Genomic DNA, 20,791 nt, shown 5'->3' on the forward strand with positions numbered 1-20,791 from the left:
CCATTCTAGCAATCGGGAGGAGGGACGTAAACAATGTGTTCATTTAAATCATTTTGGCTTATAAAGTGAATTAAGTTCATTAAAATTATGTTTGTTCATTTCCCCGCTGGCGCCGATAGATACGCTCCGGTCTACCAACCGTTCCGTATACCTGATCGTGGTGGGCGTCACCACTCTCTACTAAATGCTCCAGATCCCTTCTGGCTGTGGAACGACTCATGCCCAACTCATTCCCCACCGTACCCGTAGTCACCTCACCCCGCCGATTCAGAAGTTCGAGCACCTTGTCGCAGGTTACTTTGTCAATGCCCTTGGCCCACAGCTCTCCCACTCCGGTGCCTGTCATCCGACCAGTACCCGCGTTTTGAAGCAGGTTGTCAATTTCAGATTGCTCCACTGTCGATGGCTGCTCCTGCCAAGCCTTGACCTGTCGCTGAAAACGGGCATATTCCTCCAGTGTGGCACGCAATCTCTCAAACACAAGCGGCCTTACGATAAAATCAAACACGCCTGCGCGAACGGCTTGTACCACGGTTTCAGCTTCTTTGGCGGCAGTCAGCATAATGACATCGGTGTCTGGATAGTGTTGCTTGATGAACGATAGCAGCGTTAAGCCGTCGGTATCTGGAAAATAAACATCCAGCACGACTAAAGGCGGACGCAGCACGTCCAATTGAAGCTTGGCCTCAAACTCGTTCGTTGCTATTGCACATACAGTGAACCCGTCTACCTTTTCAATAAATCGTCGGTTAATTTCCGCAATTCGCGGATCATCTTCAATAACAAGAACCTCAATATCCAATAAAACCCGCTCATTCATGGGTGAAACCTCCTGTTGCTTCATCACTTGTTACTGAAGTATTTAAAGGTATGCGTATTGCAAAAATGGTACCTCCACCTGTCCGTTCATGTATTTTGATAGAGCCGCCCATTCGCTCTACATACTCGTGCACGAGAGCAAGGCTGTAACCGTGCCCTGCTTCTGCTTTGGTCGATGCTCCTTTGACGAACAGCTTTTCCCGGATATCCTCCGCAATTCCCGCTCCGTTACCCGCAACCTCGACGGTTATGGCTTCAGCCGTTTCTTCAAGCCGGAACCAGACCTGTCCCTCAGGGATTGAGGGCATCGCGACTGCCTCCATGGCATTATCCAGCAGGTTTCCGGCCATGGCAGCGAGAAGCGACCACTCCAACGTGGGAGATAAGGTAGAGAATGCACCGCTAACCGTAGAATGTAATACAATTCTCTTGTCCAGCAAGCCGGATATGAGATACAGCCGATTGGCGTATTCGTGTGTTTGTGATCGCAGCACTTCCGCGTAATCTTTGACCTCCGTCAATTGTCGCGTCATGCGGAGCAGCTCTGTTTTGTCACGCAGACTGGCAACTGTGCCCATCATTTGCCCGGAACGATCCTTGATCGGCACACGGCTGACGACTACGACTCGTTGCTGCACCTCAATTTCCTCATTGAGCACGATATGTTCCTGGTCCGACTTTATATTTGCATGATTCATGGTAAAATCGGCAACAAGTACATCTGCCAGCTTACCCGCGGCACCCGCTAAGTGACGAAGCTCGCAGCCGTCTATGGTAGTCTCCAGGGGAAGGCCGAGCAAGCGGACGGCTTGCGGATTGGCAAGTGTGACTTGTCCACTGCTATTAACCGCGATGATCCCTTCGCCTATAGATTCGAGAATGGCTTGCTTTTCCTGGTACAAACGTCCAATTTCCACCGGCTCCAGCCCATGCAGCTCCCGGCGTACCCTCCGCGCTATTAGCAGGCTGCCTAAAATGCCGATTATAAGCGCCCCCACCATGAACCACAGCTAGGCATAGGTGTATGTACGAATATTTTGCTCCACATCTGTCATTAAGAAACCTACAGAAACGAGGCCGATGGCCTTGCCTTGTTTATCATAAACTGCAGTTTTGGCCCGTAGTGACTGTCCGAGAGAGCCTGCCGATTCCGTGATTAAGGACTGCCCGTGCAGCACCTTATCATTTATGGGGTCTAGCATAGGTGTGCCGATGCGTTCTGGATTGACATGCCACTGCCGGATAAGATGACGATCAGCAATCGTAATAAAATCAGCGCCGCTGCTCGCTTGGACTGGCTTTACGGCCTCATTGATTCGCGAACGCAGCTGCGCCAAGTCGGTCTGCTCCAGAGCTTCCCTGACCTGCGCATCTACCGCAAGCATATTGGCAACGGTTAGAGCCCTTTTTTCCATTTCTTCGTATAGAGCGGAGGTGATCATATATCGAAAGGATAATCCCAATAGCCCGGTAACCACCACCACTAAAAGGGATATAAATACCATTAGTTTTGTCTGAAAACGCACATGCCTTCACCACCGTCAAGCAAGGTATAGGAGGAGCTGATCAAGCTGCACATCTCCTCAATACGATTCATTTTACTGTATTACAGGAACAGTCGCACTTTTAATCTGTCGGATGAATGGTCTATAATAGAAATAGTTACATAATGCGAGGAGGACGAAATCATGATTATTATTCATGCTGATATGAAAGTTTTACCTGAAAAAAGAGAGGCTTTTCTGCAACAAACACAGGGATTGATCAGTGCATCACAGGCTGAAGAAGGCAATGTACGCTACACGCTGATGCAGGATCTGAACGATCCCAACGCATTTACGATGGTCGAAGAATGGAAGGATGCAGCGGCTGTAGATTTCCATAACAAGTCTGCCCATTTCCAGGCATTTGTTGCCGCAGCTAAGGAATTGTTATCAGCTCCGCTGCAAGTGAATGCTTTTCAGGATGCAGCCAAACTGTAATCATCCCGCTATATAAATCATAATCAGGAACAGGAGGAGATAGATATGGGGAACATTGCGGATACAACTGTACTGAATAACGGAGTTCAGATGCCTTGGCTGGGTTTTGGTACGTACAAGGCGGAAGGCAATGAGGTCTACGAAGCGGTCAAAACAGCTATTGAGGTTGGCTACCGTAGCATTGATACGGCGGCGATTTACGGCAATGAAGAGCTCGTTGGACAAGCTATTCGCGACAGTGGGGCGGCCAGAGAAAATCTGTTTGTTACCACAAAGCTATGGAATCAGGATCAGGGCTACGATTCAACACTGCGTGCCTTCGAGGAAAGCCGCAAGCGGCTGGGCCTGGACATCATTGATTTGTATCTTATTCATTGGCCTGGCAAAGATAAGTACAAGGAAACCTGGAAGGCGTTTGAACGCCTGTATGAAGAGGGAAGCGTACGCGCTATCGGAGTAAGTAACTTCCAAGTTCACCATCTCGAAGACCTCCTGAAAGATAGCAACATTGTACCTGTCATCAACCAAGTGGAGCTTCATCCGCGTCTGACACAGCAAGAGCTGCATCAATACTGCCGCGATCACCAGATTCAGCTTGAATCGTGGAGCCCACTGATGAAGGGGAAACTGACAGAGCAGGCGGATATCGTTGAGCTTGCTGCTAAATATGGCAAAACGTCGTCACAGGTTATTTTGCGCTGGCATCTGGATCGGGGAATTGTGACAATTCCCAAATCTGTAACCGCGCATCGTATCCGCGAAAATGCCGATTTATTTGATTTTGAACTGACGGTAGAGGATGTTAACCGAATCAACGCACTTCATCTGGATGAGCGTGTAGGCACGCATCCCGACAAGCTGTTGTTCTGATATTCAAGTATTCTAATTTACAAATGCACAAGGAACCTCCAAATCTGCGTTAACCGTAGGCTTGGAGGTTCTTTTTTTATTTATGCATCGGGGATCTTCTCATACGCTTTCGTCGTTCTGAACAGAGTTGCTACGTCCTGCATGCCTGCTATTGATTTAATTTGCGATGCAGGAGGAAAGAATAGAGGATGGGGGCGACGACGGATATACCCAGTCCAGTGAGAAAAATGACTGTTCCTGCCACTCCATCGACCCATGCCGCCACCAAGCCCGAGGCACCACCAAGCATCATCATAGGCCCGCCGAAACGGTGCGTTTTACGCCAGACCTCCGGGTTGGACAGAGTCCACGGTGTACGGATCCCGAAGGTAAAGTTCGGCTGTACCTGCGTCATATAATTACCAAGCACCAGCAGCAACAGCCCTAATACCCCGTAAATTATAGCAGTCATCTGCAACCGATAATTCAGGTTATACAGCAGCATTCCCCAACCGGCTATAGCGATAATGAGCGAAGTGCCTACACGCGTAACCTCATAGGCTTTAGCAAATTTCTCGAAATTTACTCTGTTGGGGTCCATGTAGCGGGATAGCCGAAGGAGCAAAGGCACCAGCCCCAACAGCACCATCATAAGAATAGATCCATTTTTACTCATATACCCGTCTGCTGTATTGTTAAAGCTAAAATGTGAGGCCAGCACATCGGGAAGCCGGTTATACAGCAGTAAACCGCCTATAGCAGGTGATAAGGCAATTAAATTCGCGAAAACATCCATAAGGCTCCATTGCATTCTAAACTTCATTCAGACTCCTCCGTATCCTTAATATCATTCGAATGTTTCTTTACAGGGGCATCGGAATGGACGATGCTGAACATCCAGCCGATGACATCTGCCACAACCGTTGTATGCAAGGTGTAAATAATGCTTTGCCCCTGTCGCTCGTCCAGCACAAGCCCCGCCTGCTTTAGCAGATTCAAATGGTGGGATATGCTGGGCTTGCTGATTTGAAAATGCTCGGCGACATCGCCTGCGCTCATGCTTTTCTCTTTCAAAAGCTGTAATATTTTGCGCCGGGTCGGGTCGGCCAAGGCTTTAAAGGCATCATTCAAAGTTTGCTCACTCCTTTAGATATTTAGATAATTTCCTAAACATCTAAGCCAATATTAAAATAGTGCTGTGTTGTATGTCAACGGATCAATGCATTATTTTAAAAAAAAATTTTAGAGCAGGTTTGCAATTGGATTTGTAAAAGATAGAGAAGTTAGGTATAATCAAAATACACAAAAAATAAGATTCTTAATTTAAAGTTAAAATAAAGGAGGAATAGATATGAAACATATTTTCCGTAGAGGAAGTAATCCAGAGGCCCCGGTGATTTTGCTACTGCACGGTACTGGCGGGAATGAACAAGATTTGCTGCCATTGGCTGATTTGGTTGCACCAGGAGCATCTGTGTTAGGCGTAAGGGGGAATGTGCTGGAAAATGGAATGCCGCGTTTCTTCCGCCGTTTGGCAGAGGGGGTGTTCGAAATAGAGGATCTTGTATTCCGTACCCAGGAGCTAAGCGAATTTGTGGATACTGCTGCGGAGCAATACAATTTTGACCGTAGCAACGTCGTGGCTCTTGGCTATTCCAACGGGGCGAACATAGCGGCCAGTATGCTCTTTCACGATGCAAAAGCGCTGCGCGGAGCCATTCTTCATCATGCGATGGTGCCGCTGCGCGGGCTGCAATTGCCGGATCTCAGCGGTGTCCCTGTATTTCTGTCTTCCGGTGAAAATGATCCAATCGTTCCAGTTGGGGAATCCCGTGAGCTGCACGCTTTACTGGAAGGAGCTGGAGCCCAGGTGGAAGCATATTGGGAACGCAATGGTCATCAATTAACCCGTACAGAAGCCGAAGCCGCAGGGAAATGGTTTGGAGAGCACTGGAATGCATAAAATCATGCAATAACGATCAAGCTACCGATTAGCGCTCCAGTGAGCGATTCCATAATTAGGAGGCGGCAACAATATGGCAAAACCGGATAATCGGGCCGATAATGTTGAGCATTTGCAACAAAATATTCAGAATACACAGCAGAATCTTCATGAAGCTGAAGGGTATCTGAACGAGTTTTCCTCTGAAATCAGTGACGAGGAGCGTAAGCAAATCGAAGAAAAAAATAATCGCCGTAAAGAAAGTATTAGAGCGTTTCGAGCAGAAGTGAAGGACGAAGCAGCACATTCTCAAGAATAGCTAAAAAAGAGCGACCCAACTCCAAGTTTCAATTCGAGCTGGGTCGCTTTTTTATGCAAAAATCATCATAACCCCATCCGATTCATTTTCCCCCTATAATGCAATGAAGACGCTAGTTTTGTACTAAAAATGAATTTTTATAAATAATGTTGTTGTAAACTAATTTGGCTTGATGTTAAACAATAAAAGTAAGCGCAATCATTAGCGAATCATTTTTCATCATGCGAAGGGGGAAGGATATGCTGCTGCGAAGAAAAAGCATGTCGTTGATGCTCATGGCGGTGGTTTTAATGGCTGGACTGCTGCAAGGTTGTTCCTTGAAGGCCGACGAACAGGATGGGCCGGGAACAGAACTGGTTTTGTGGACGTTTAACGAGCTGCATGAGAAGTTTTTTCTGCAAATGGCTGACCAATGGAACCAACTGCACCCTGATGAACAGATTAATTTGAAAGCGAATACATTCCCTTATGACAACCACCACAGCAAGCTGTCGATTGCATTGCAATCGGGGGTGGGGGCACCGGATATCGCGGATATCGAGGTCAACAAGATCGGCAACTTCCTCAAAGGGATACCGCAGCTGGTCGCGCTCAATCCGGTGATTGACCCGGAGATGAAGAACATTGTGCCTTCCAGAGTCCAGATTTACGGTAAAGACGGTAAGTATTATGGCATTGATTTTCATGTCGGGGCCGAAGTGATGTATTACAATAAAGAAATTTTGGACCAGGCGGGCGTATTCGGTTTGGAGCCGCATAAATGGCTGATGAATGCCAACACCGGTTTTTTAGCGTTGATTGTGTTGGCTTTGTGGAGATGGCTGGGTGTTAACATGCTGTATTACATGTCGGGACTGCAAAACATTCCTCCCGAACTGTATGAAGCTGCGCAGATTGATGGAGCCAGTCGGTTTGCTTCCTTTTGGCGGATTACGATTCCGATGCTCAAGCCGGTGACGATCTACGTATTTACGATTAGTATTTATGCGGGCTTGTCGATGTTCACAGAGAGCTACATGCTGTGGAAAGGTAATAACTCTCCGAATGATATCGGCTTGACGATTGTCGGCTACCTCTACCGTCAAGGTCTGGAGCAGAACAGCATGGGCTTTGGAGCTGCGGTGGGCATAGTATTGCTCGTATTTACATTGGTGCTCAACCTGATCCAGCTCAAATTTTTTGGCATGTTCCGGAAGGAGGATTAAGCGATGGCTCAGAAACAAAAAGGCTCGTTATCCGCATTTCTTGTTGTTCTGTTCATTCTGTTTGCCGGGTTTGCCCTGTTTCCGCTATTTGCCGTGACGCTTGCCTCGTTCAAGCCATCGACGGAGCTGCTGCGCTACGGCTTGAATCTTAAGCTGGAGTGGAGCATCATGTCCTTGAAAAACTATGCGTTCATTTTCCAGGGGACGACCGATTATTTTCAGTGGTACTGGAACAGCATTGTCATTACCGTCTTGTTTACGGTGCTATGTCTGATATTGTCCGCGATGGTGGGCTACGGGCTGGAGATGTACCGTTTTAGACTGAAAAATGTGATTTTTACGCTGGTGCTGGTCGTGATGATGATCCCGGTCGAAATTATTATGCTACCGCTTTACAAGCTGATGATCGGCATGAAGCTGATTAATACGGTATGGGGTGTGATATTGCCCTTCGTCGTTGCGCCGATCCCGATCTTTTTCTTCCGTCAATATTTGAGTGGAGTACCCAAGGACTTTATGGATGCCGCACGGGTTGACGGGTGCTCGGAATATGGTATTTTCGTGCGGATTATGATGCCGCTGATGGCGCCTGCATTTGCGGCGATGGCTATTTTACAGGCGATGAACAGCTGGAACAACTTCCTGTGGCCGATGATCGTATTACGTACCAACGACATGCTGACACTGCCGATTGGTCTGTCTAGTCTGCTGACGCCATATGGCAACAATTATGATGTACTGATCGCCGGGTCGGTTTTGGCTATTTTACCGATTCTGGTCGTGTTCTTGTTCTTCCAGCGTTATTTCATAGAAGGTATGACGGCAGGCGGAGTCAAAGGATAATCGCTACAACAAAAATGTAACATCGAAAAAAGCAGGTCGGGCATCCCGGTCTGCTTTTTTTGATATTACTGATTTTCATTCTCATTTTCATGTCTATGACCAGCACAAGCTGTAGGGAAACGTGGTATGATATTTGAAAGATTTCAAATATAGAAATATTCAGGCGGAGCGTGGAGAACCTATGGAACCAACAGAAACCCAGAAAACTGGCCCGGCCACAGCGTCAACCGTTGGTATGGAGGATATTGTACGGGCGCATCATATGCTGCGTGAGGTGATTGTACGTACACCTTTACAGAGGGATGCCGTCCTGTCGGCCAAATATAACTGCAATGTATATCTAAAAAGAGAGGATCTCCAGGTTGTGCGGTCCTTTAAAATCCGTGGAGCCTACAATATGATCCGCAGTCTGACTCCTGAGCAAATGGAAAAGGGCATTGTGTGCGCGAGTGCGGGCAATCATGCGCAAGGTGTGGCTTTTTCATGTAATGCGCTGGGCATCCACGGTAAAATATTCATGCCAAGCACAACGCCTAATCAGAAGGTGAAGCAGGTTCGTCGCTTTGGCGGTAACAGTGTGGAGGTCATTCTGACCGGAGATACGTTTGACGATGCCTATGACGAAGCCATGAAGGTGTGCAGTGAGCAGACGATGACCTTTATCCATCCGTTTGACCAGCCGAAAATTATAGCAGGCAACGGTACGATTGCGATGGAAGTCATGGAAAGCCTGGATACACCTGCAGATTATGTGTTTGTGACGATTGGCGGCGGTGGCTTGGCGGCAGGCGTAGGCACGTATGTGAAAACTGTCAATCCGTCCACCAAGGTGATCGGCGTGGAGCCGCTTGGGGCAGCGTCGATGACGGAAGCGATGCGTCTGAACAAGGTGGTTACACTGGACCACATAGACAAGTTCGTTGACGGAGCTGCGGTGAAGCGTGTCGGTCAGCTGACTTACGACATTTGTAAAAATACGCTGGACGATATTGTGAAGGTACCGGAAGGTAAGGCTTGTACCGCAATTCTCGAGCTATACAATGAAAATGCGATTGTTGTCGAGCCTGCGGGCTCGCTGCCTGTAGCAGCACTTGATCTGTATCGTGAGCAGATTCAGGGCAAAACGGTGGTCTGTATCGTTAGCGGTGGCAACAACGATATTGATCGTATGCAGGAGATTAAGGAGCGTTCCCTGATCTATGAAGGACTGAAGCATTATTTTATGGTGAATTTCCCGCAAAGAGCCGGGGCGCTGCGTGAGTTTCTTCAGGATGTGCTTGGACCGGACGACGACATCACAAGGTTTGAGTATACGAAAAAGAACGATAAGGAAAACGGTCCCGCGCTGGTCGGCATTGAGCTGTTTCACAAGGAAGACTATCTTCCTTTGATTGAACGGATGAACCGCAAGGGAATTAAATATACAGAACTGAACAAAAACGAGGATTTATTTAATATGCTGATTTAACAAGGAGCCTGCGGGCTCCTTTTTGTATGTATAACGTTATGCGTAGTTTATGGATTTCTTTTTATTTGAAATAAAGCGTTTACAAAACTGAAGTCGATAAGTTAATATATGTGTAACTTCATAAGTGTAAACACTAACGTAATCTATGTTTCACCTGATTCGCATCATATAAAATAAATTTGGAGGTGCGTAAGCTTAAAAGCTTGGAAAAAATCAGTACAAGGTAAATTGGTCCGAACGGCGTTTGCCGCCGTAACCTCGGCGGCATTATTGCTGTCAGTGGTACCATCTGCATCGGCAGAGCACTGGGCATTAACGGGTGATGTGGCGACACATGATCCGTCCATCACAAAGGAAGGCAATGCATGGTATATTTTCTCGACAGGGCAGGGGATACAGGTCCAAAGGTCGGATGATGGACGTAATTTTTATAGATTGCCGCAAATATTCCTGTCGCCGCCATCATGGTGGAAATCGTATGTACCCAAGCAGAAGACTAATGATGTATGGGCACCGGATGCTCAAAAGTACAATGGACGTGTGTGGGTTTACTATTCCATTTCTACCTTCGGGTCACGCACTTCGGCCATTGGATTGACTTCAGCAACGAGTATTGGTGCGGGAAGCTGGAGAGATGATGGACTTGTGCTGCGAACGACGGATTCTAACGATTATAATGCGATTGATCCGAATCTGGTCATTGACGCTTCCGGTGACCCGTGGCTTTCCTTCGGCTCATGGAATTCAGGCTTGAAAATTACTCGTCTGGATAAGAGTACAATGAAACCTACGGGCCAGATCTATTCTATTGCGAAGCGTACTGCTGGTGGTTTGGAAGCGCCACATGTTACTTACCGTGACGGCTACTATTATCTGTTTGCTTCCATTGATAACTGTTGCAAAGGCGTAGACAGTAATTATAAAATCATTTACGGCCGCTCCAAGAGTATCACTGGACCGTATGTGGACAAGAGTGGTAAAATCCTGATGGATGGCGGTGGAACCGTGCTGGATGCAGGGAATGACCGTTGGAAGGGACCAGGCGGACAATCTATTTATAATAACAGTGTTATTGCGCGTCATGCCTATGATGCTACGGATAATGGAAATCCAAAGCTTCTGATTAGTGATCTGAAATGGGATTCAGCAGGCTGGCCTACGTACTAAAAAAGTGGGATGTCTGGAGCCATCCGTATAGTCAGCTCACATAGATATAAGCGAAAAACTGCTCCTCCATATGGGGGAGCAGTTTTTCGCTTGCAATGTAACAAAAACATGCTATTATGAATCAAGCTGATAATAATTATCATTATCGCCTTTGGATTTATGGAGATTTTCGGATCTGGTGATTCGGGTATGGAGGGAGTGACCTCAAGAATGCGGTCAAAAGGTCGGACGGACGAACGTTCAGCTCATACAGAAAGCACAATTTTCGATGCAGCCTCTGTAGCTCGCCCGTTGCTCCGGTCAGGCAGGATTCGGCAGGTATTATTATTCATAGCTTCTGCGGTATTATTAGCCTTGTCCATGTTTGCCGCTATCTCTTTTGGAGCTAAGGACTTGACTTTAAGCACAGTGTGGGCGGCAGTATTCCACTATGATCGTTCGCTAATGACACATCAGATTATTCATGAGCTGAGATTGCCGCGTGTACTCGGTGCAGCCGTTATTGGAGCCGCGCTGGCGGTGGCAGGCTCTCTGATTCAGGGCATTACACGCAATCCGCTGGGAGATACAGGTGTGCTAGGCATTAACGCAGGCGCGATGTTTGTAGTCGCTGTGAGCTTTGCCTTTTTCCCTAATCTGCCTTATGGCACGTTAATCATATTGTCGTTCCTCGGTGCACTGATGAGTACCTTGCTGGTATTCGGCCTCGGAGCCTCTGCCCCGGGGGGATTGACGCCAATGAGATTGACGGTGTCTGGTGCTGTGACGGCTGCCCTGCTAGGTTCCATGACTTCGGGGATTGCGATTTATTTTGATCTGAGTCAGGATTTGGCCTTTTGGTATGCGGGGGGTGTTGCCGGAATTAAATGGTCGCAGCTTGAGATCCTTGCGCCGATTTTGCTGTTGGTGATTGCCTGGTCTATGGGGCTGGCACGTTCCATATCGCTGATTTCAATGGGCGATGAGGTGGCGTTGAACCTGGGAATCAATCTCAAGCGTATCCGACTGCTTGGCCTGCTGACTGTGGTGGTGCTGGCTGGGCTATCTGTGTCGGCAGCCGGGGCGATCAGCTTTGTAGGGCTCGTCATTCCACATATCGCCCGCAAGCTGATCGGTGTGGATTATCGCCAGATTGTTCCGCTGTCTGCGCTATTGGGAGCTGTGCTGCTGGTGCTGGCTGATTTGGGGGCGAGAATGGCAAATCCACCGGAGGAGCTGGCTATTGGAATTATGGTGTCCTTTATCGGGGTACCCTTTTTCCTCTTTCTCGCCCGTAAGGAAAGGAGGGATTTGTAGTGAGTCGCTCTACAGGAACCGGAGATGCAAGAAAGACAAAGGCTTGGCTCGTCTGCCTGATATTGGCAGCGATCAGCTTTGTTGTCATTGTGTTGGGCCTGAATACCGGAACGATCCGTATTCCACCCCTGCGTGTGCTGGATACGCTGTTTGGCGGTGGCAGTGGACGTGATCATTTGGTCCTGTTTGAGTATCGTCTGCCGCGTATCGTCGTAACCGTGCTGGCTGGAGCTGGATTGGGCGCAGCCGGAGCTGTCATGCAAGGCTTGTCACGGAACGCGCTTGCTGACCCCGGAGTGCTGGGACTTCACGCAGGGGCTGCGCTCGGGCTGGTGATGTTCGTCAGCTTTTTTCGCGATCTGGAGGGCTCGGCAGCCGTGCTTATCCCCTTGTTTACCTTTGCAGGAGGACTCATTGCAGCGGTGCTGATTGTACTATTGTCGTATAGCCGCAGCAGAGGAGTCGTGCCCGTGCGTCTGATTTTGTCCGGTATCGGTGTAGCCTCGGGTCTCAGCGCAATAACGCTGTATTGGTCGTTGCGCCTCGATGAGGATACGTATGCATTTACTGCACGCTGGCTGGCTGGGAGCGTGTGGGGCCGGGACTGGGTGCATGCAGCGGCTTTGCTGCCATGGATCGTCATTGTGCTGCCCTATGTTCTGTCACAGACGCGCAGCCTGAATAACCTGTCGCTGGGCGACGAGACAGCAGCCGGAATCGGCACGAATGTGAGGCGTCAGCGCCTGCTGCTGCTGGGCGCAGCTGTAGCTCTATCGAGTGCCAGCGTGTCTATGGCTGGAGGTATCGGCTTTATCGGGCTGATCGCACCTCATCTGGCTCGCCGTCTGGTCGGACCGATGTACCAGCATTTGCTGCCCGTGGCCTGCTTTGTCGGGGTCGTCATACTGGTCACATCCGACACGATTGGACGTTCGGTGTTTCAGCCGAATGCGATTCCCGCAGGGGTGGTAGTTGCGGTGGTAGGGGCCCCGTATTTTTTGTTCCTGCTGTCCCGAACCAAATGACAGAAGGAATACATATAAAGCATAGGAGAGAATAATCATGAGAAAATGTGGATTTAAGAAATCAGATTTTAAGCGTTCTTGGGCAGCAATGATTCTTGTTTTGTGTATAATGATGCTGTCCGCTTGTGGACAAGCAGCAAACAAAGCTGCAGAATCCAAAGCTACAGATAACAAAGCAGCCAGCAGCGGTCAGACAACCCTTAGTGCCGATTCGCGTATTGCTTCGATGTCGATCCATTTGACGAACAACCTGCTGGCACTTGGCATTACTCCGGCTGGCTCGGTCATTGGCGGAGATGTGAAGGATTTTCTGCCCCATGTAAAGGATCGTCTCCAAAATACCCGCAAGCTGGGTGTTGTCACAGACCCGGATATGGAAGCAGTGCTGGAGCTTCAGCCTGATCATATTTTTCTCGACAAAAAATATTCGGGTGCCGATGTTGCCAAGTTTGAAAAAATCGCCCCAACCGAAGTTTTTGATCTGGATGAAGACACATGGAGGGACCAACTGAAAAAAATCGCTGTTATGGTTAACCACGAGGCCCAGGCTGACGCTTTTCTGAAGGATTATGATGCACAGAAGGAACGGGTTAAAAAGCTGATCCACTCCAAAATCGGAGATGGAACGGTTATGGCTGTACGTGTGACGGCGAAGGAAGTGCGTGTCATGGGCATGAAACGCCCGGTAGGGCCGTTGCTGTATCAGGACTTGGGCTTGAAGCCAGCCAAGGGTGTAGAAAAAATCGACAAGGCCTATCAGGTCGTGTCCCAAGAGGTTTTGCCTGATTATGATGCCGATGCTATCCTTGTCATTATCAGTAAAGGCGCCGATGCGCAAAAGGTATACAAGCAACTGGAGGGAAACGCAGTATGGCAAGGACTCAAGGCGGTTAAGCAGGGGCATGTCTACATGCTGGACGGACAGCCTTGGCTGGACTATTCCGCAATGGGGCACAAAGTCGCCCTGGATAATGCAGAGCAGCTATTTTCCAAATAAGTTTTAGAATACATCAATCCGTATTTCCACATGCATCTTCTTGCAGACGGGAATACGGATTTTTTGGGGTGATGAGGCGGCTTCAGTACAATGAGGATTTGTGGATCAAGAACGCTTTTTACGCAGAAAAAGGGGTTTGAGTCCGATGAAGCCGATGGATGCGAGAATTAGATTTAACCAAGGTGATATCCTGAACACAGGCAGTATACTGCGTAGTGCCAATCCGGAAACAAGAATCACGACAACCAGCACCACATACATCAAAATGGATTTGAAATTCAGCTGTGGCTTGACTGGAGCATGACCAGACTGTTGCGTTTCCTCGTCTTCTCCAGGGCGGTCCATAAAATTCATCAATGCTTCAACCAGCAGAATCGCTCCTGCGGCGATGATGATCAGGGTGGACAGGTTAACTTTTTCAAAGGGTGTGATATCTCCGCCTGTAAATGTGATGAACCCTCCGATCATCGCCTGTGTCAAAAAAAACATGGATAAGGCAATCCATGCAATAAGCGTATAATATTTTGCTTTATTCATTTTTTCCTCCTGCTTTGCGGGCGCAACCCGCTGATGGAACCGGTATTTTGCAATAAAAACAGTATACGTGAGGAAGCGCCAGATGGCAAAAGGCTTTATGTGCGGAATGTATATTAGCACTGCATTCTCCTCAAACTGGATAAAGGGTGAGCACATGGAGCAACCTGAATATAAACGTTGAGAGGATGTAGCATCATGAAACTGGAGAATCAGGCAGATTATTCAGTCCAAAAACGACTGGCAGGCGCTCCGAACGGGAACGGGGTCTCCTTGTCTGCAAACGTGAGTCACCGGAGCATTCAAGGAGCATCTCCAACGTACCGCATACTGGACGATACTGAAGTGACTCAGGATGCAGAGTTTGCAGGGGAACTGGGTGAAGAGAGCTATCGCAGCTTGTGGCACGAGGACCATAATAGCGGTGCCTCTTGTAAACTGGAGTGGGAGGGACGAGTCGAAACCCACCAAATGTTCAGGCACAGCTACGAATAGAGAATCTTCTACACGAATGTGGGGTGTTCACCCTAATAAGTATGTCGTCTGGCGTTCTCCGGCATCGTGTCGGGGAGCGCCATTTGTTTACTTTTTTATCAGTACGGATGACAGGTTGACAAGGAATCAGGGCGATGATAGACTGATTTTACTATAAAACTTATTAAACATATCGGAATTAAGGTGAAAGGGTATTTTGCTGAGTATCCGTGTTACAATATACGTTTAAATTGTTCAGGGGGAGAATCATGATGGAACGGCAAATTGGAATTCGCTTTAAAAATGAGGAGTTAGCTGCAACGGTTCATTATCCGAGCAATCCGAGTGCGGGCGAACGGCAGAAACGGGTACCGCTCGTCGTGATATGCCACGGATTTGTAGGCAATCGTATCGGGGTAGATCGGTTATTTGTAAAGACCGCACGTGAGCTTGCAGCAGGGGGATATTTTGTCCTGCGCTTTGATTTTGCCGGGTGTGGGGAAAGCACAGGCGATTATGGCAAGCAAGGGCTGGAGTCCATGATTAACCAGACACGTACCGTGCTGGATTATGCTGTGAATTGCGCGGACATTGACCCGACCAAGGTGACGCTGATTGGTCACAGTCTGGGGGGCGCAGTTGCTCTTCTTACAGCTGTCCGGGACAAGAGAGTACAAAACCTGGTCCTTTGGTCAGCGGTGGGCTACCCGTTCAACGACATTGTTAAAATTACGGAACGAAGCGTGTATGATGAGTCTGTTAAAAACGGTCAGGCCGACTATTTGGGCTACAAGTTCACACCTGCTTATTTTGAGTCGTTAGCCCAGTTCCAGCCGTTTCAGGAGGCTGTCAAATTTAACGGGGATGTGCTCGTTATTCACGGAACCTCTGATGATATCATTCCTGTGGACTACGCCTTCTTATTTCAAAAGGTATTCTGGATGCGTCCAGAGGGACGCTGCGATAAAGAGATTATTTTCCAGGGAGACCATACCTTCTCTTCAGGTAAAGAGCGGCAACAGCTAATTGACCGGACGCTGGAATGGCTGGATGAACAGGAAAACATTCAACGGGATTGGCAGCACTGGATGATCTGATTTCAGATTGTAACGAATTGCATTGGAAATTACGCCTCCGCCGGAGTAAAATGGAAGAGTAACACTATACTGGCGTGTGGAGGTTGGCAGCGATGACATTACCCTCAATTTTTGTTGCGCACGGTTCACCGACACTGGCTGTAGAAAATAACGCATATACTAGCTTTCTTGCAGAGCTGGGCGCAAGCCTGCCCCGACCCAAAGGAATAGTCATTTTTTCCGCGCATTGGGATAGTCCTGATCAATGTATCGGCGCGGACGATCAGCATGCAGCGTTGCACGATTTCTATGGCTTCCCTGAGCAAATGTACACACTTGATTACCCTGCACCAGGCGATCCAAAGCTGTATGAGGAGATAAAGCATCTGTTCAGTCAGCATAACCTGTTTCATCAGCCGGTTCGGAACCGGGGACTGGATCATGGAGCATGGGTGGTTTTGCGGCATATATATCCTGATGCGGACATACCTGTCGTCCCGCTTTCTATTGATTCCCGGCGCGCTCCGCAGGAGCAGTATGAGATTGGGCAGATGCTGGCACCGTTGCGAGAGCAAGGTATTTTGATTATCGGCAGCGGCGGATTGGTACACAACCTGCGAACACTCAAGGAAACGAATGAGCCGGCCGAGTGGGCGGTTCAATATGATGACTGGATTGGACAGCAGCTTCAAGACTGGAATTTACGTCATCTATTCCAATATGATAAGAAGGCTCCTTATGCCAAGCAGGCGGTCCCTTCTTACGGGATTGAGCATTTTTCACCTTTGTTTTATGTGATGGGGGCTGCGGATGATCAGCGCTCGGCACGCAAGCTTTTTCAAAGCTATGTCCTGGGCTCGCTAAGCCTTAATTGTTGGGCTTTTGGTCAGGAAAATGATCAATAAATGTGAAAAGAACTTCCGAATCCACACAGTATGTGGGAATGGAAGTTCCTTTGTGTATTATAAAAAAACAACCATTAGCCCGGAGGGTAACGGTTGTTTTGGGGTTAGTTAAGCTGTTTTTCGAGCGGGATCGGCTGGAAAAGTATCTTTATTTCTACTAAACAGTCCACGCAGGAAGGGCAGTACCCAACGGTCAAAGCCAATCCGTCCGGCATTTGCACCAGCAACCACCAGGAAGATTTCAAACAGCAGGTAGATTGCATTCGTGCTTACTGTACCCGAGAAGAGGAACGAGAAGTTCATGACCATGGCCATCAAAGCAGCCAGTGTAGTCAGTGTACCGAGCAGCAGGCCAACCCCGACCAAGAACTCACCCAGTGGGATCAGGACGTTGAACAAACCGACATTCGGCAGGGCAAAGGCTTCGAGGAACGATCCCCACCACCCTTGTACAGCGGGATGGTCCCCACCCGTTTTAGCAATGGCTCCCGAGATGAATCCACCAGCGTCAAATCCGCCAGTCAACTTTTCAAGTCCATGGCTCATCCATTCATATCCGAGATAAACCCGTACTACAGTCAGCAGCCACATCGCTGCTTTATTTTCACGCAACCAGGTGTTAAACATTTAAACCACTCTTCTTTCTTATCTCAAAATGTGTTGTATTTCATTAGGTTTGGGATGATCATCTCTGCTACACCTTTATTGTATTAAGTTCAGTTACACTTATTTGTGATAAAAATCACAAAGTCTGAATATTTTTTAAAATTTTAATGTCTTCAGATAAGCATTCTATCGGAGGAGGATCTTCGATCAAGACAAAAACAGGAAATAAAGCTTATAATGAGAAAAATATCTAAAGTGGAGGGATAAACTTGTCCAGGTCCATTTCCGAGCGAACTCAATGGTTGCGTGTGATGGCTTCAGTTCTGTTATGCATGATGCTGATGTCTTGTTCTACTTTGTCCAAAACGGGTGAATCTGAGCCCGCCCCCCAATCGAACGAGCAAAACACAGAACTGGAGGTTGAACCGCCCAAAGAGCAGTCCATTCCGGCATTTACAGCTCCGCTTACCGGTCTTCCGGTGGAACAGCCTGTTTTGGAGCGACCGCTTGCGATTATGATTAACAACGCCCCGGCTGCACGTCCACAGGCAGGGCTTAGCCAGGCAGACATGGTATATGAAGTTCTTGCAGAAGGCGGAATTACCCGTTTGATCGCTTTTTTCCAAAGTTATGATGGAGATGTGAAGATCGGTCCGGTTCGTAGCATTCGACCGTACCTGATTGAGCTGGGCGAAACCTATGGTGCGTTGCCGATCCATGCAGGGGGAAGCACAGATGCCTATGCAATTTTACAGCAGCAGCGGAAGGAGCATCTGGATGAGATATCAAATGGAGGGGCTTACTTTTGGCGGAGCAAGGATCGTCGTCCTCCCCATAATCTGTACACGGATATAAGCAGATTGCGCAAAGGAATTGATCATAAAGGGTATGCCGAACAGGCAAAGATTCCCGAATACCCTTACCTTAAACCCGGGGAAGCCCCGGTCATGACAGACGAGAGTGCAGTATCCTTGCAAATCCGTTTTTTGCTCAAAAGCTATCGCGTATCCTACACCTACGATTCGGCGGATCAACAATATAAGCGTTTTGTGAACGAAAAGTCACATATGGATCAAAATAATAACCAACAGCTTTCTGCGGCCAATGTTATTGTGATGAGTGCCAGCCATCGAACGCTGGACGATGTAGGCAGATTGAGTGTTGAGCTGAACGGTAGTGGGGAGGCCATGGTGTTTCAACAAGGACGAGTTATACGTGCACAATGGCAGCATACGCCCGGTGACGCGGTTCGTTTTATGAAAAATGGAGTTGAAATTCCGTTGACGCCGGGTACATCCTATATACATGTGGTACCTGCAGATACTTCGCTAAATGAGCATGTAATTGTAAAAGCAATATAAAAACGGAATCACCCTGATTAGGAAAAAAATGTCGGATTATGACCTTCTGTGTCGGGTATTGTATACGTATATCCTGAAATTTGCTTTTACAAACATTACAAAAACATTGATGAGTGTGATAAGATAGCAAAGGTTGTCTATTGCAGTCGAAACAGGTTGCGGATATTTTCGTAAAGGGGTAATCGTTATGAGATTGAAGAAAAAGGATATATTCTTCGAGACGTTGGAAAATATGGCAGATACGATCGTGCAAGCAGCCGATTATTTTGCCCAACATACTTCAAATCTTCAAGATGTGACTTTGTTTACTAATGAAATGAAGAAGTATGAGAATAAGTGTGATGATTACACACACACGATTATTACTGAGCTGAACAAGACCTTCATCACGCCGCTGGAACGCGACGACATCATGGAACTGACAACGACCATGGATGATGTACTGGACGGTCTGGAAGCAACGGCCTCGCGTTTTTATATGTACAACATTACGGAGCCGGACGAGTATATTGTTCAGTTCGCTGATATTTTGCGCCAATCAGCTTATGAAATTCAGAAAGCAGTACATTTGCTTTCGCAAAAGAAATTGCTGGCTATTCGTGAGTACACCATTCGCCTGAATGATTTGGAAAATCAGGGGGATGAATTGCTGCGTATTTGCATCAAAAACCTGTTTGCAACTGTAACTGATCCTATTGAGCTTATCAAACGCAAAGAACTGTACGAACGCCTTGAAACGACAACGGATTCATGCGAGGATGTTGCAAATATGCTGGAATCGATCATTATGCGTAACTCGTAAGGGAGTCCTTTTACATGGATACAAGTTTATTGGTATTGGGTATTGTTATTTTTCTTGCTCTGGCATTTGATTTTATTAACGGATTTCATGACACGGCGAACGCGATTGCTACTTCGGTTTCGACCCGCGCCTTAACGCCGCGACGTGCGATTATTATGGCTGCAATCATGAATTTTCTCGGAGCTATCATGTTTACGGGAGTTGCCAAGACGATTGGTGGAAGTGTTGCTGATCCTACCAAGCTTACGAATGGTATTGATGTTGTTATTGCTACGCTCATCGCTGCGATCATCTGGAATCTTTTGACCTGGTGGTTCGGTATTCCTTCATCCTCTTCCCATGCATTGATTGGTGCGTTGGCTGGAGCCGTGTATGTAGGTGCGGGCCAGGATAAATTAAATTGGAGCGGCTTTATCGGGATTGTTGAGGGACTGATTTTCTCCCCGCTGATTGCTTTTGTTGTCGGTTATATTGTGATGTTGATATTGAAGTACATCTTCGCTAAACGCAGTCCGCATACAGTGAACAAAGGCTTTCGTACAATGCAGGTTATTACGGCAGCCATTCAATCGTTCACGCATGGTACGAATGATGCTCAGAAGGCGATGGGGATTATCACGTTTGCACTCGTCGCGGCAGGCTATCAGGATCATTTGGAAGTACCAATGTGGGTAAAAATTTCGGCCGCAACAGCCATGGCGCTGGGTACATCCATTGGGGGCTGGAAGATCATCAAGACGATGGGGACCAAAATTTTTAAAATCGACCCTATTAATGGATTCGCAGCCGACATTTCGGGGGCTTCAGTTATTTTCACAGCCACCTTGCTTCATTTGCCTGTAAGTACCACTCATGCCATTACCTCGGCAATTTTGGGTGTAGGGTCTGCGAAGCGATTCTCGGCTGTACGATGGTCGCTGGCTGGTCGTATTGTCATAACCTGGGTGATAACGATCCCTATTTCTGCACTGTTGTCGGGATTGATTTTCAAAATTCTTTTCTAGTTTTCATTATTATTTCACGAAAAAAAACACACACTATAGGATACAGAATAAGCTTCCGTCCGCTTTTGCGGCAGGGGCTTATTGGCATTCAGGGGTCAAAATTCCGCCTTTAAAGTT

General features: G+C 47.8%; 24 protein-coding genes. 17 read left to right on the forward strand and 7 right to left on the reverse strand.

What is annotated here, in order from left to right; genetic code table 11:
• Positions 1 to 85 precede the first annotated feature (85 nt).
• Genes GCU48_RS14710 through GCU48_RS29210 form a run of 3 tightly spaced genes read right to left on the reverse strand, consistent with a single transcriptional unit; the run spans position 86 to position 2,345 of the window.
• Entirely contained in the window at positions 86 to 820 is a 735-nt protein-coding gene (locus GCU48_RS14710) for a response regulator (protein ID WP_152380491.1), read from the reverse strand.
• Positions 813 to 1,820: a sensor histidine kinase gene (locus GCU48_RS14715; protein ID WP_425280850.1), complete on the reverse strand. Its 1,008-nt coding sequence runs from the start codon at positions 1,818 to 1,820 to the stop codon at positions 813 to 815. The genes GCU48_RS14710 and GCU48_RS14715 overlap by 8 nt, the downstream gene beginning before the upstream one ends.
• A gap of 9 nt (positions 1,821 to 1,829) precedes the next feature.
• The gene (locus tag GCU48_RS29210; RefSeq protein WP_425280851.1) at positions 1,830 to 2,345 is read right to left on the reverse strand and encodes a sensor histidine kinase; all 516 of its coding nucleotides are present in this window, start codon (positions 2,343 to 2,345) and stop codon (positions 1,830 to 1,832) included.
• Between the two features lie 162 nt (positions 2,346 to 2,507).
• Here GCU48_RS29210 and GCU48_RS14720 point away from each other — a divergent pair, with 162 nt between their 5' ends.
• Positions 2,508 to 2,801: a putative quinol monooxygenase gene (locus tag GCU48_RS14720; RefSeq protein WP_152380492.1), complete on the forward strand. Its 294-nt coding sequence runs from the start codon at positions 2,508 to 2,510 to the stop codon at positions 2,799 to 2,801.
• Positions 2,802 to 2,846: 45 nt separating this feature from the next.
• On the forward strand, positions 2,847 to 3,671 hold the full coding sequence (locus tag GCU48_RS14725) for an aldo/keto reductase (RefSeq protein ID WP_152380493.1): 825 nt from the start codon (positions 2,847 to 2,849) through the stop codon (positions 3,669 to 3,671).
• Between the two features lie 148 nt (positions 3,672 to 3,819).
• On the opposite strand, the gene GCU48_RS14730 is transcribed toward GCU48_RS14725, so the two are convergent.
• Together GCU48_RS14730 and GCU48_RS14735 are read right to left on the reverse strand one after the other, a co-directional pair.
• Positions 3,820 to 4,473, reverse strand: coding sequence for an SdpI family protein (locus GCU48_RS14730; RefSeq protein ID WP_152380494.1), 654 nt, complete (start codon positions 4,471 to 4,473; stop codon positions 3,820 to 3,822).
• On the reverse strand, positions 4,470 to 4,781 hold the full coding sequence (locus GCU48_RS14735; protein ID WP_152380495.1) for an autorepressor SdpR family transcription factor: 312 nt from the start codon (positions 4,779 to 4,781) through the stop codon (positions 4,470 to 4,472). Before GCU48_RS14735 ends, GCU48_RS14730 begins: the two co-directional genes overlap by 4 nt.
• A gap of 220 nt (positions 4,782 to 5,001) precedes the next feature.
• Between GCU48_RS14735 and GCU48_RS14740 the strand changes: the two genes are divergently transcribed.
• The 9 genes from GCU48_RS14740 (at position 5,002) to GCU48_RS14780 (ending at position 13,912) form a co-directional block, all read left to right on the forward strand.
• The gene (locus tag GCU48_RS14740; protein ID WP_152380496.1) at positions 5,002 to 5,613 is read left to right on the forward strand and encodes an alpha/beta hydrolase; all 612 of its coding nucleotides are present in this window, start codon (positions 5,002 to 5,004) and stop codon (positions 5,611 to 5,613) included.
• Between the two features lie 73 nt (positions 5,614 to 5,686).
• Positions 5,687 to 5,911, forward strand: a complete 225-nt coding sequence (tlp, locus tag GCU48_RS14745) for a small acid-soluble spore protein Tlp (protein ID WP_025715556.1) — start codon at positions 5,687 to 5,689, stop codon at positions 5,909 to 5,911.
• 239 nt (positions 5,912 to 6,150) lie between these two features.
• Positions 6,151 to 7,116: an extracellular solute-binding protein gene (locus tag GCU48_RS14750; RefSeq protein WP_152380497.1), complete on the forward strand. Its 966-nt coding sequence runs from the start codon at positions 6,151 to 6,153 to the stop codon at positions 7,114 to 7,116.
• A gap of 3 nt (positions 7,117 to 7,119) precedes the next feature.
• Positions 7,120 to 7,959, forward strand: coding sequence for a carbohydrate ABC transporter permease (locus GCU48_RS14755; protein WP_152380498.1), 840 nt, complete (start codon positions 7,120 to 7,122; stop codon positions 7,957 to 7,959).
• A gap of 181 nt (positions 7,960 to 8,140) precedes the next feature.
• Positions 8,141 to 9,427, forward strand: a complete 1,287-nt coding sequence (ilvA, locus tag GCU48_RS14760; RefSeq protein ID WP_152380499.1) for a threonine ammonia-lyase IlvA — start codon at positions 8,141 to 8,143, stop codon at positions 9,425 to 9,427.
• A gap of 228 nt (positions 9,428 to 9,655) precedes the next feature.
• On the forward strand, positions 9,656 to 10,594 hold the full coding sequence (gene abnA, locus GCU48_RS14765; RefSeq protein WP_152380500.1) for an arabinan endo-1,5-alpha-L-arabinosidase AbnA: 939 nt from the start codon (positions 9,656 to 9,658) through the stop codon (positions 10,592 to 10,594).
• A 360-nt stretch (positions 10,595 to 10,954) separates the two neighbouring features.
• Positions 10,955 to 11,890, forward strand: coding sequence for a FecCD family ABC transporter permease (locus GCU48_RS14770; RefSeq protein ID WP_425280869.1), 936 nt, complete (start codon positions 10,955 to 10,957; stop codon positions 11,888 to 11,890).
• The gene (locus tag GCU48_RS14775; RefSeq protein WP_152380501.1) at positions 11,890 to 12,915 is read left to right on the forward strand and encodes a FecCD family ABC transporter permease; all 1,026 of its coding nucleotides are present in this window, start codon (positions 11,890 to 11,892) and stop codon (positions 12,913 to 12,915) included. The genes GCU48_RS14770 and GCU48_RS14775 overlap by 1 nt, the downstream gene beginning before the upstream one ends.
• Before the next feature lie 37 nt (positions 12,916 to 12,952).
• Positions 12,953 to 13,912: an ABC transporter substrate-binding protein gene (locus GCU48_RS14780; protein ID WP_152380502.1), complete on the forward strand. Its 960-nt coding sequence runs from the start codon at positions 12,953 to 12,955 to the stop codon at positions 13,910 to 13,912.
• 105 nt (positions 13,913 to 14,017) lie between these two features.
• Here GCU48_RS14780 and GCU48_RS14785 read toward each other — a convergent pair whose 3' ends face one another.
• On the reverse strand, positions 14,018 to 14,449 hold the full coding sequence (locus tag GCU48_RS14785) for a hypothetical protein (RefSeq protein ID WP_152380503.1): 432 nt from the start codon (positions 14,447 to 14,449) through the stop codon (positions 14,018 to 14,020).
• Positions 14,450 to 14,644: 195 nt separating this feature from the next.
• Here GCU48_RS14785 and GCU48_RS14790 point away from each other — a divergent pair, with 195 nt between their 5' ends.
• From GCU48_RS14790 to GCU48_RS14800, 3 genes are all read left to right on the forward strand, one after another.
• Complete coding sequence (locus GCU48_RS14790; RefSeq protein ID WP_025715547.1) at positions 14,645 to 14,941, forward strand: hypothetical protein; 297 nt, start codon at positions 14,645 to 14,647, stop codon at positions 14,939 to 14,941.
• A gap of 251 nt (positions 14,942 to 15,192) precedes the next feature.
• Positions 15,193 to 16,017 (forward strand): alpha/beta hydrolase, encoded by an 825-nt coding sequence (locus GCU48_RS14795; protein WP_025715546.1) that lies wholly within the window; start codon positions 15,193 to 15,195, stop codon positions 16,015 to 16,017.
• A 92-nt stretch (positions 16,018 to 16,109) separates the two neighbouring features.
• Positions 16,110 to 16,901 carry a dioxygenase family protein gene (locus GCU48_RS14800; protein ID WP_025715545.1) on the forward strand — a complete coding sequence of 264 codons (792 nt, stop codon included), beginning with the start codon at positions 16,110 to 16,112 and terminating at the stop codon, positions 16,899 to 16,901.
• Between the two features lie 108 nt (positions 16,902 to 17,009).
• Here the strand turns inward: GCU48_RS14800 and GCU48_RS14805 are convergent, their stop codons facing one another.
• The gene (locus GCU48_RS14805; protein WP_152380504.1) at positions 17,010 to 17,528 is read right to left on the reverse strand and encodes a DoxX family membrane protein; all 519 of its coding nucleotides are present in this window, start codon (positions 17,526 to 17,528) and stop codon (positions 17,010 to 17,012) included.
• Positions 17,529 to 17,818: 290 nt separating this feature from the next.
• Between GCU48_RS14805 and GCU48_RS14810 the strand changes: the two genes are divergently transcribed.
• The 3 genes from GCU48_RS14810 to GCU48_RS14820 all read left to right on the forward strand — a co-directional run bounded on the left by GCU48_RS14810 (position 17,819) and on the right by GCU48_RS14820 (position 20,674).
• Positions 17,819 to 18,868, forward strand: coding sequence for a DUF3048 domain-containing protein (locus tag GCU48_RS14810; protein WP_370881029.1), 1,050 nt, complete (start codon positions 17,819 to 17,821; stop codon positions 18,866 to 18,868).
• 187 nt (positions 18,869 to 19,055) lie between these two features.
• Positions 19,056 to 19,670 (forward strand): DUF47 domain-containing protein, encoded by a 615-nt coding sequence (locus tag GCU48_RS14815; protein WP_007428879.1) that lies wholly within the window; start codon positions 19,056 to 19,058, stop codon positions 19,668 to 19,670.
• A gap of 14 nt (positions 19,671 to 19,684) precedes the next feature.
• Positions 19,685 to 20,674 (forward strand): inorganic phosphate transporter, encoded by a 990-nt coding sequence (locus tag GCU48_RS14820; protein ID WP_025715541.1) that lies wholly within the window; start codon positions 19,685 to 19,687, stop codon positions 20,672 to 20,674.
• The last annotated feature ends 117 nt before the right edge of the window (positions 20,675 to 20,791 follow it).

Source organism: Paenibacillus brasilensis (assembly GCF_009363115.1).
Lineage (GTDB): Bacteria > Bacillota > Bacilli > Paenibacillales > Paenibacillaceae > Paenibacillus > Paenibacillus brasilensis.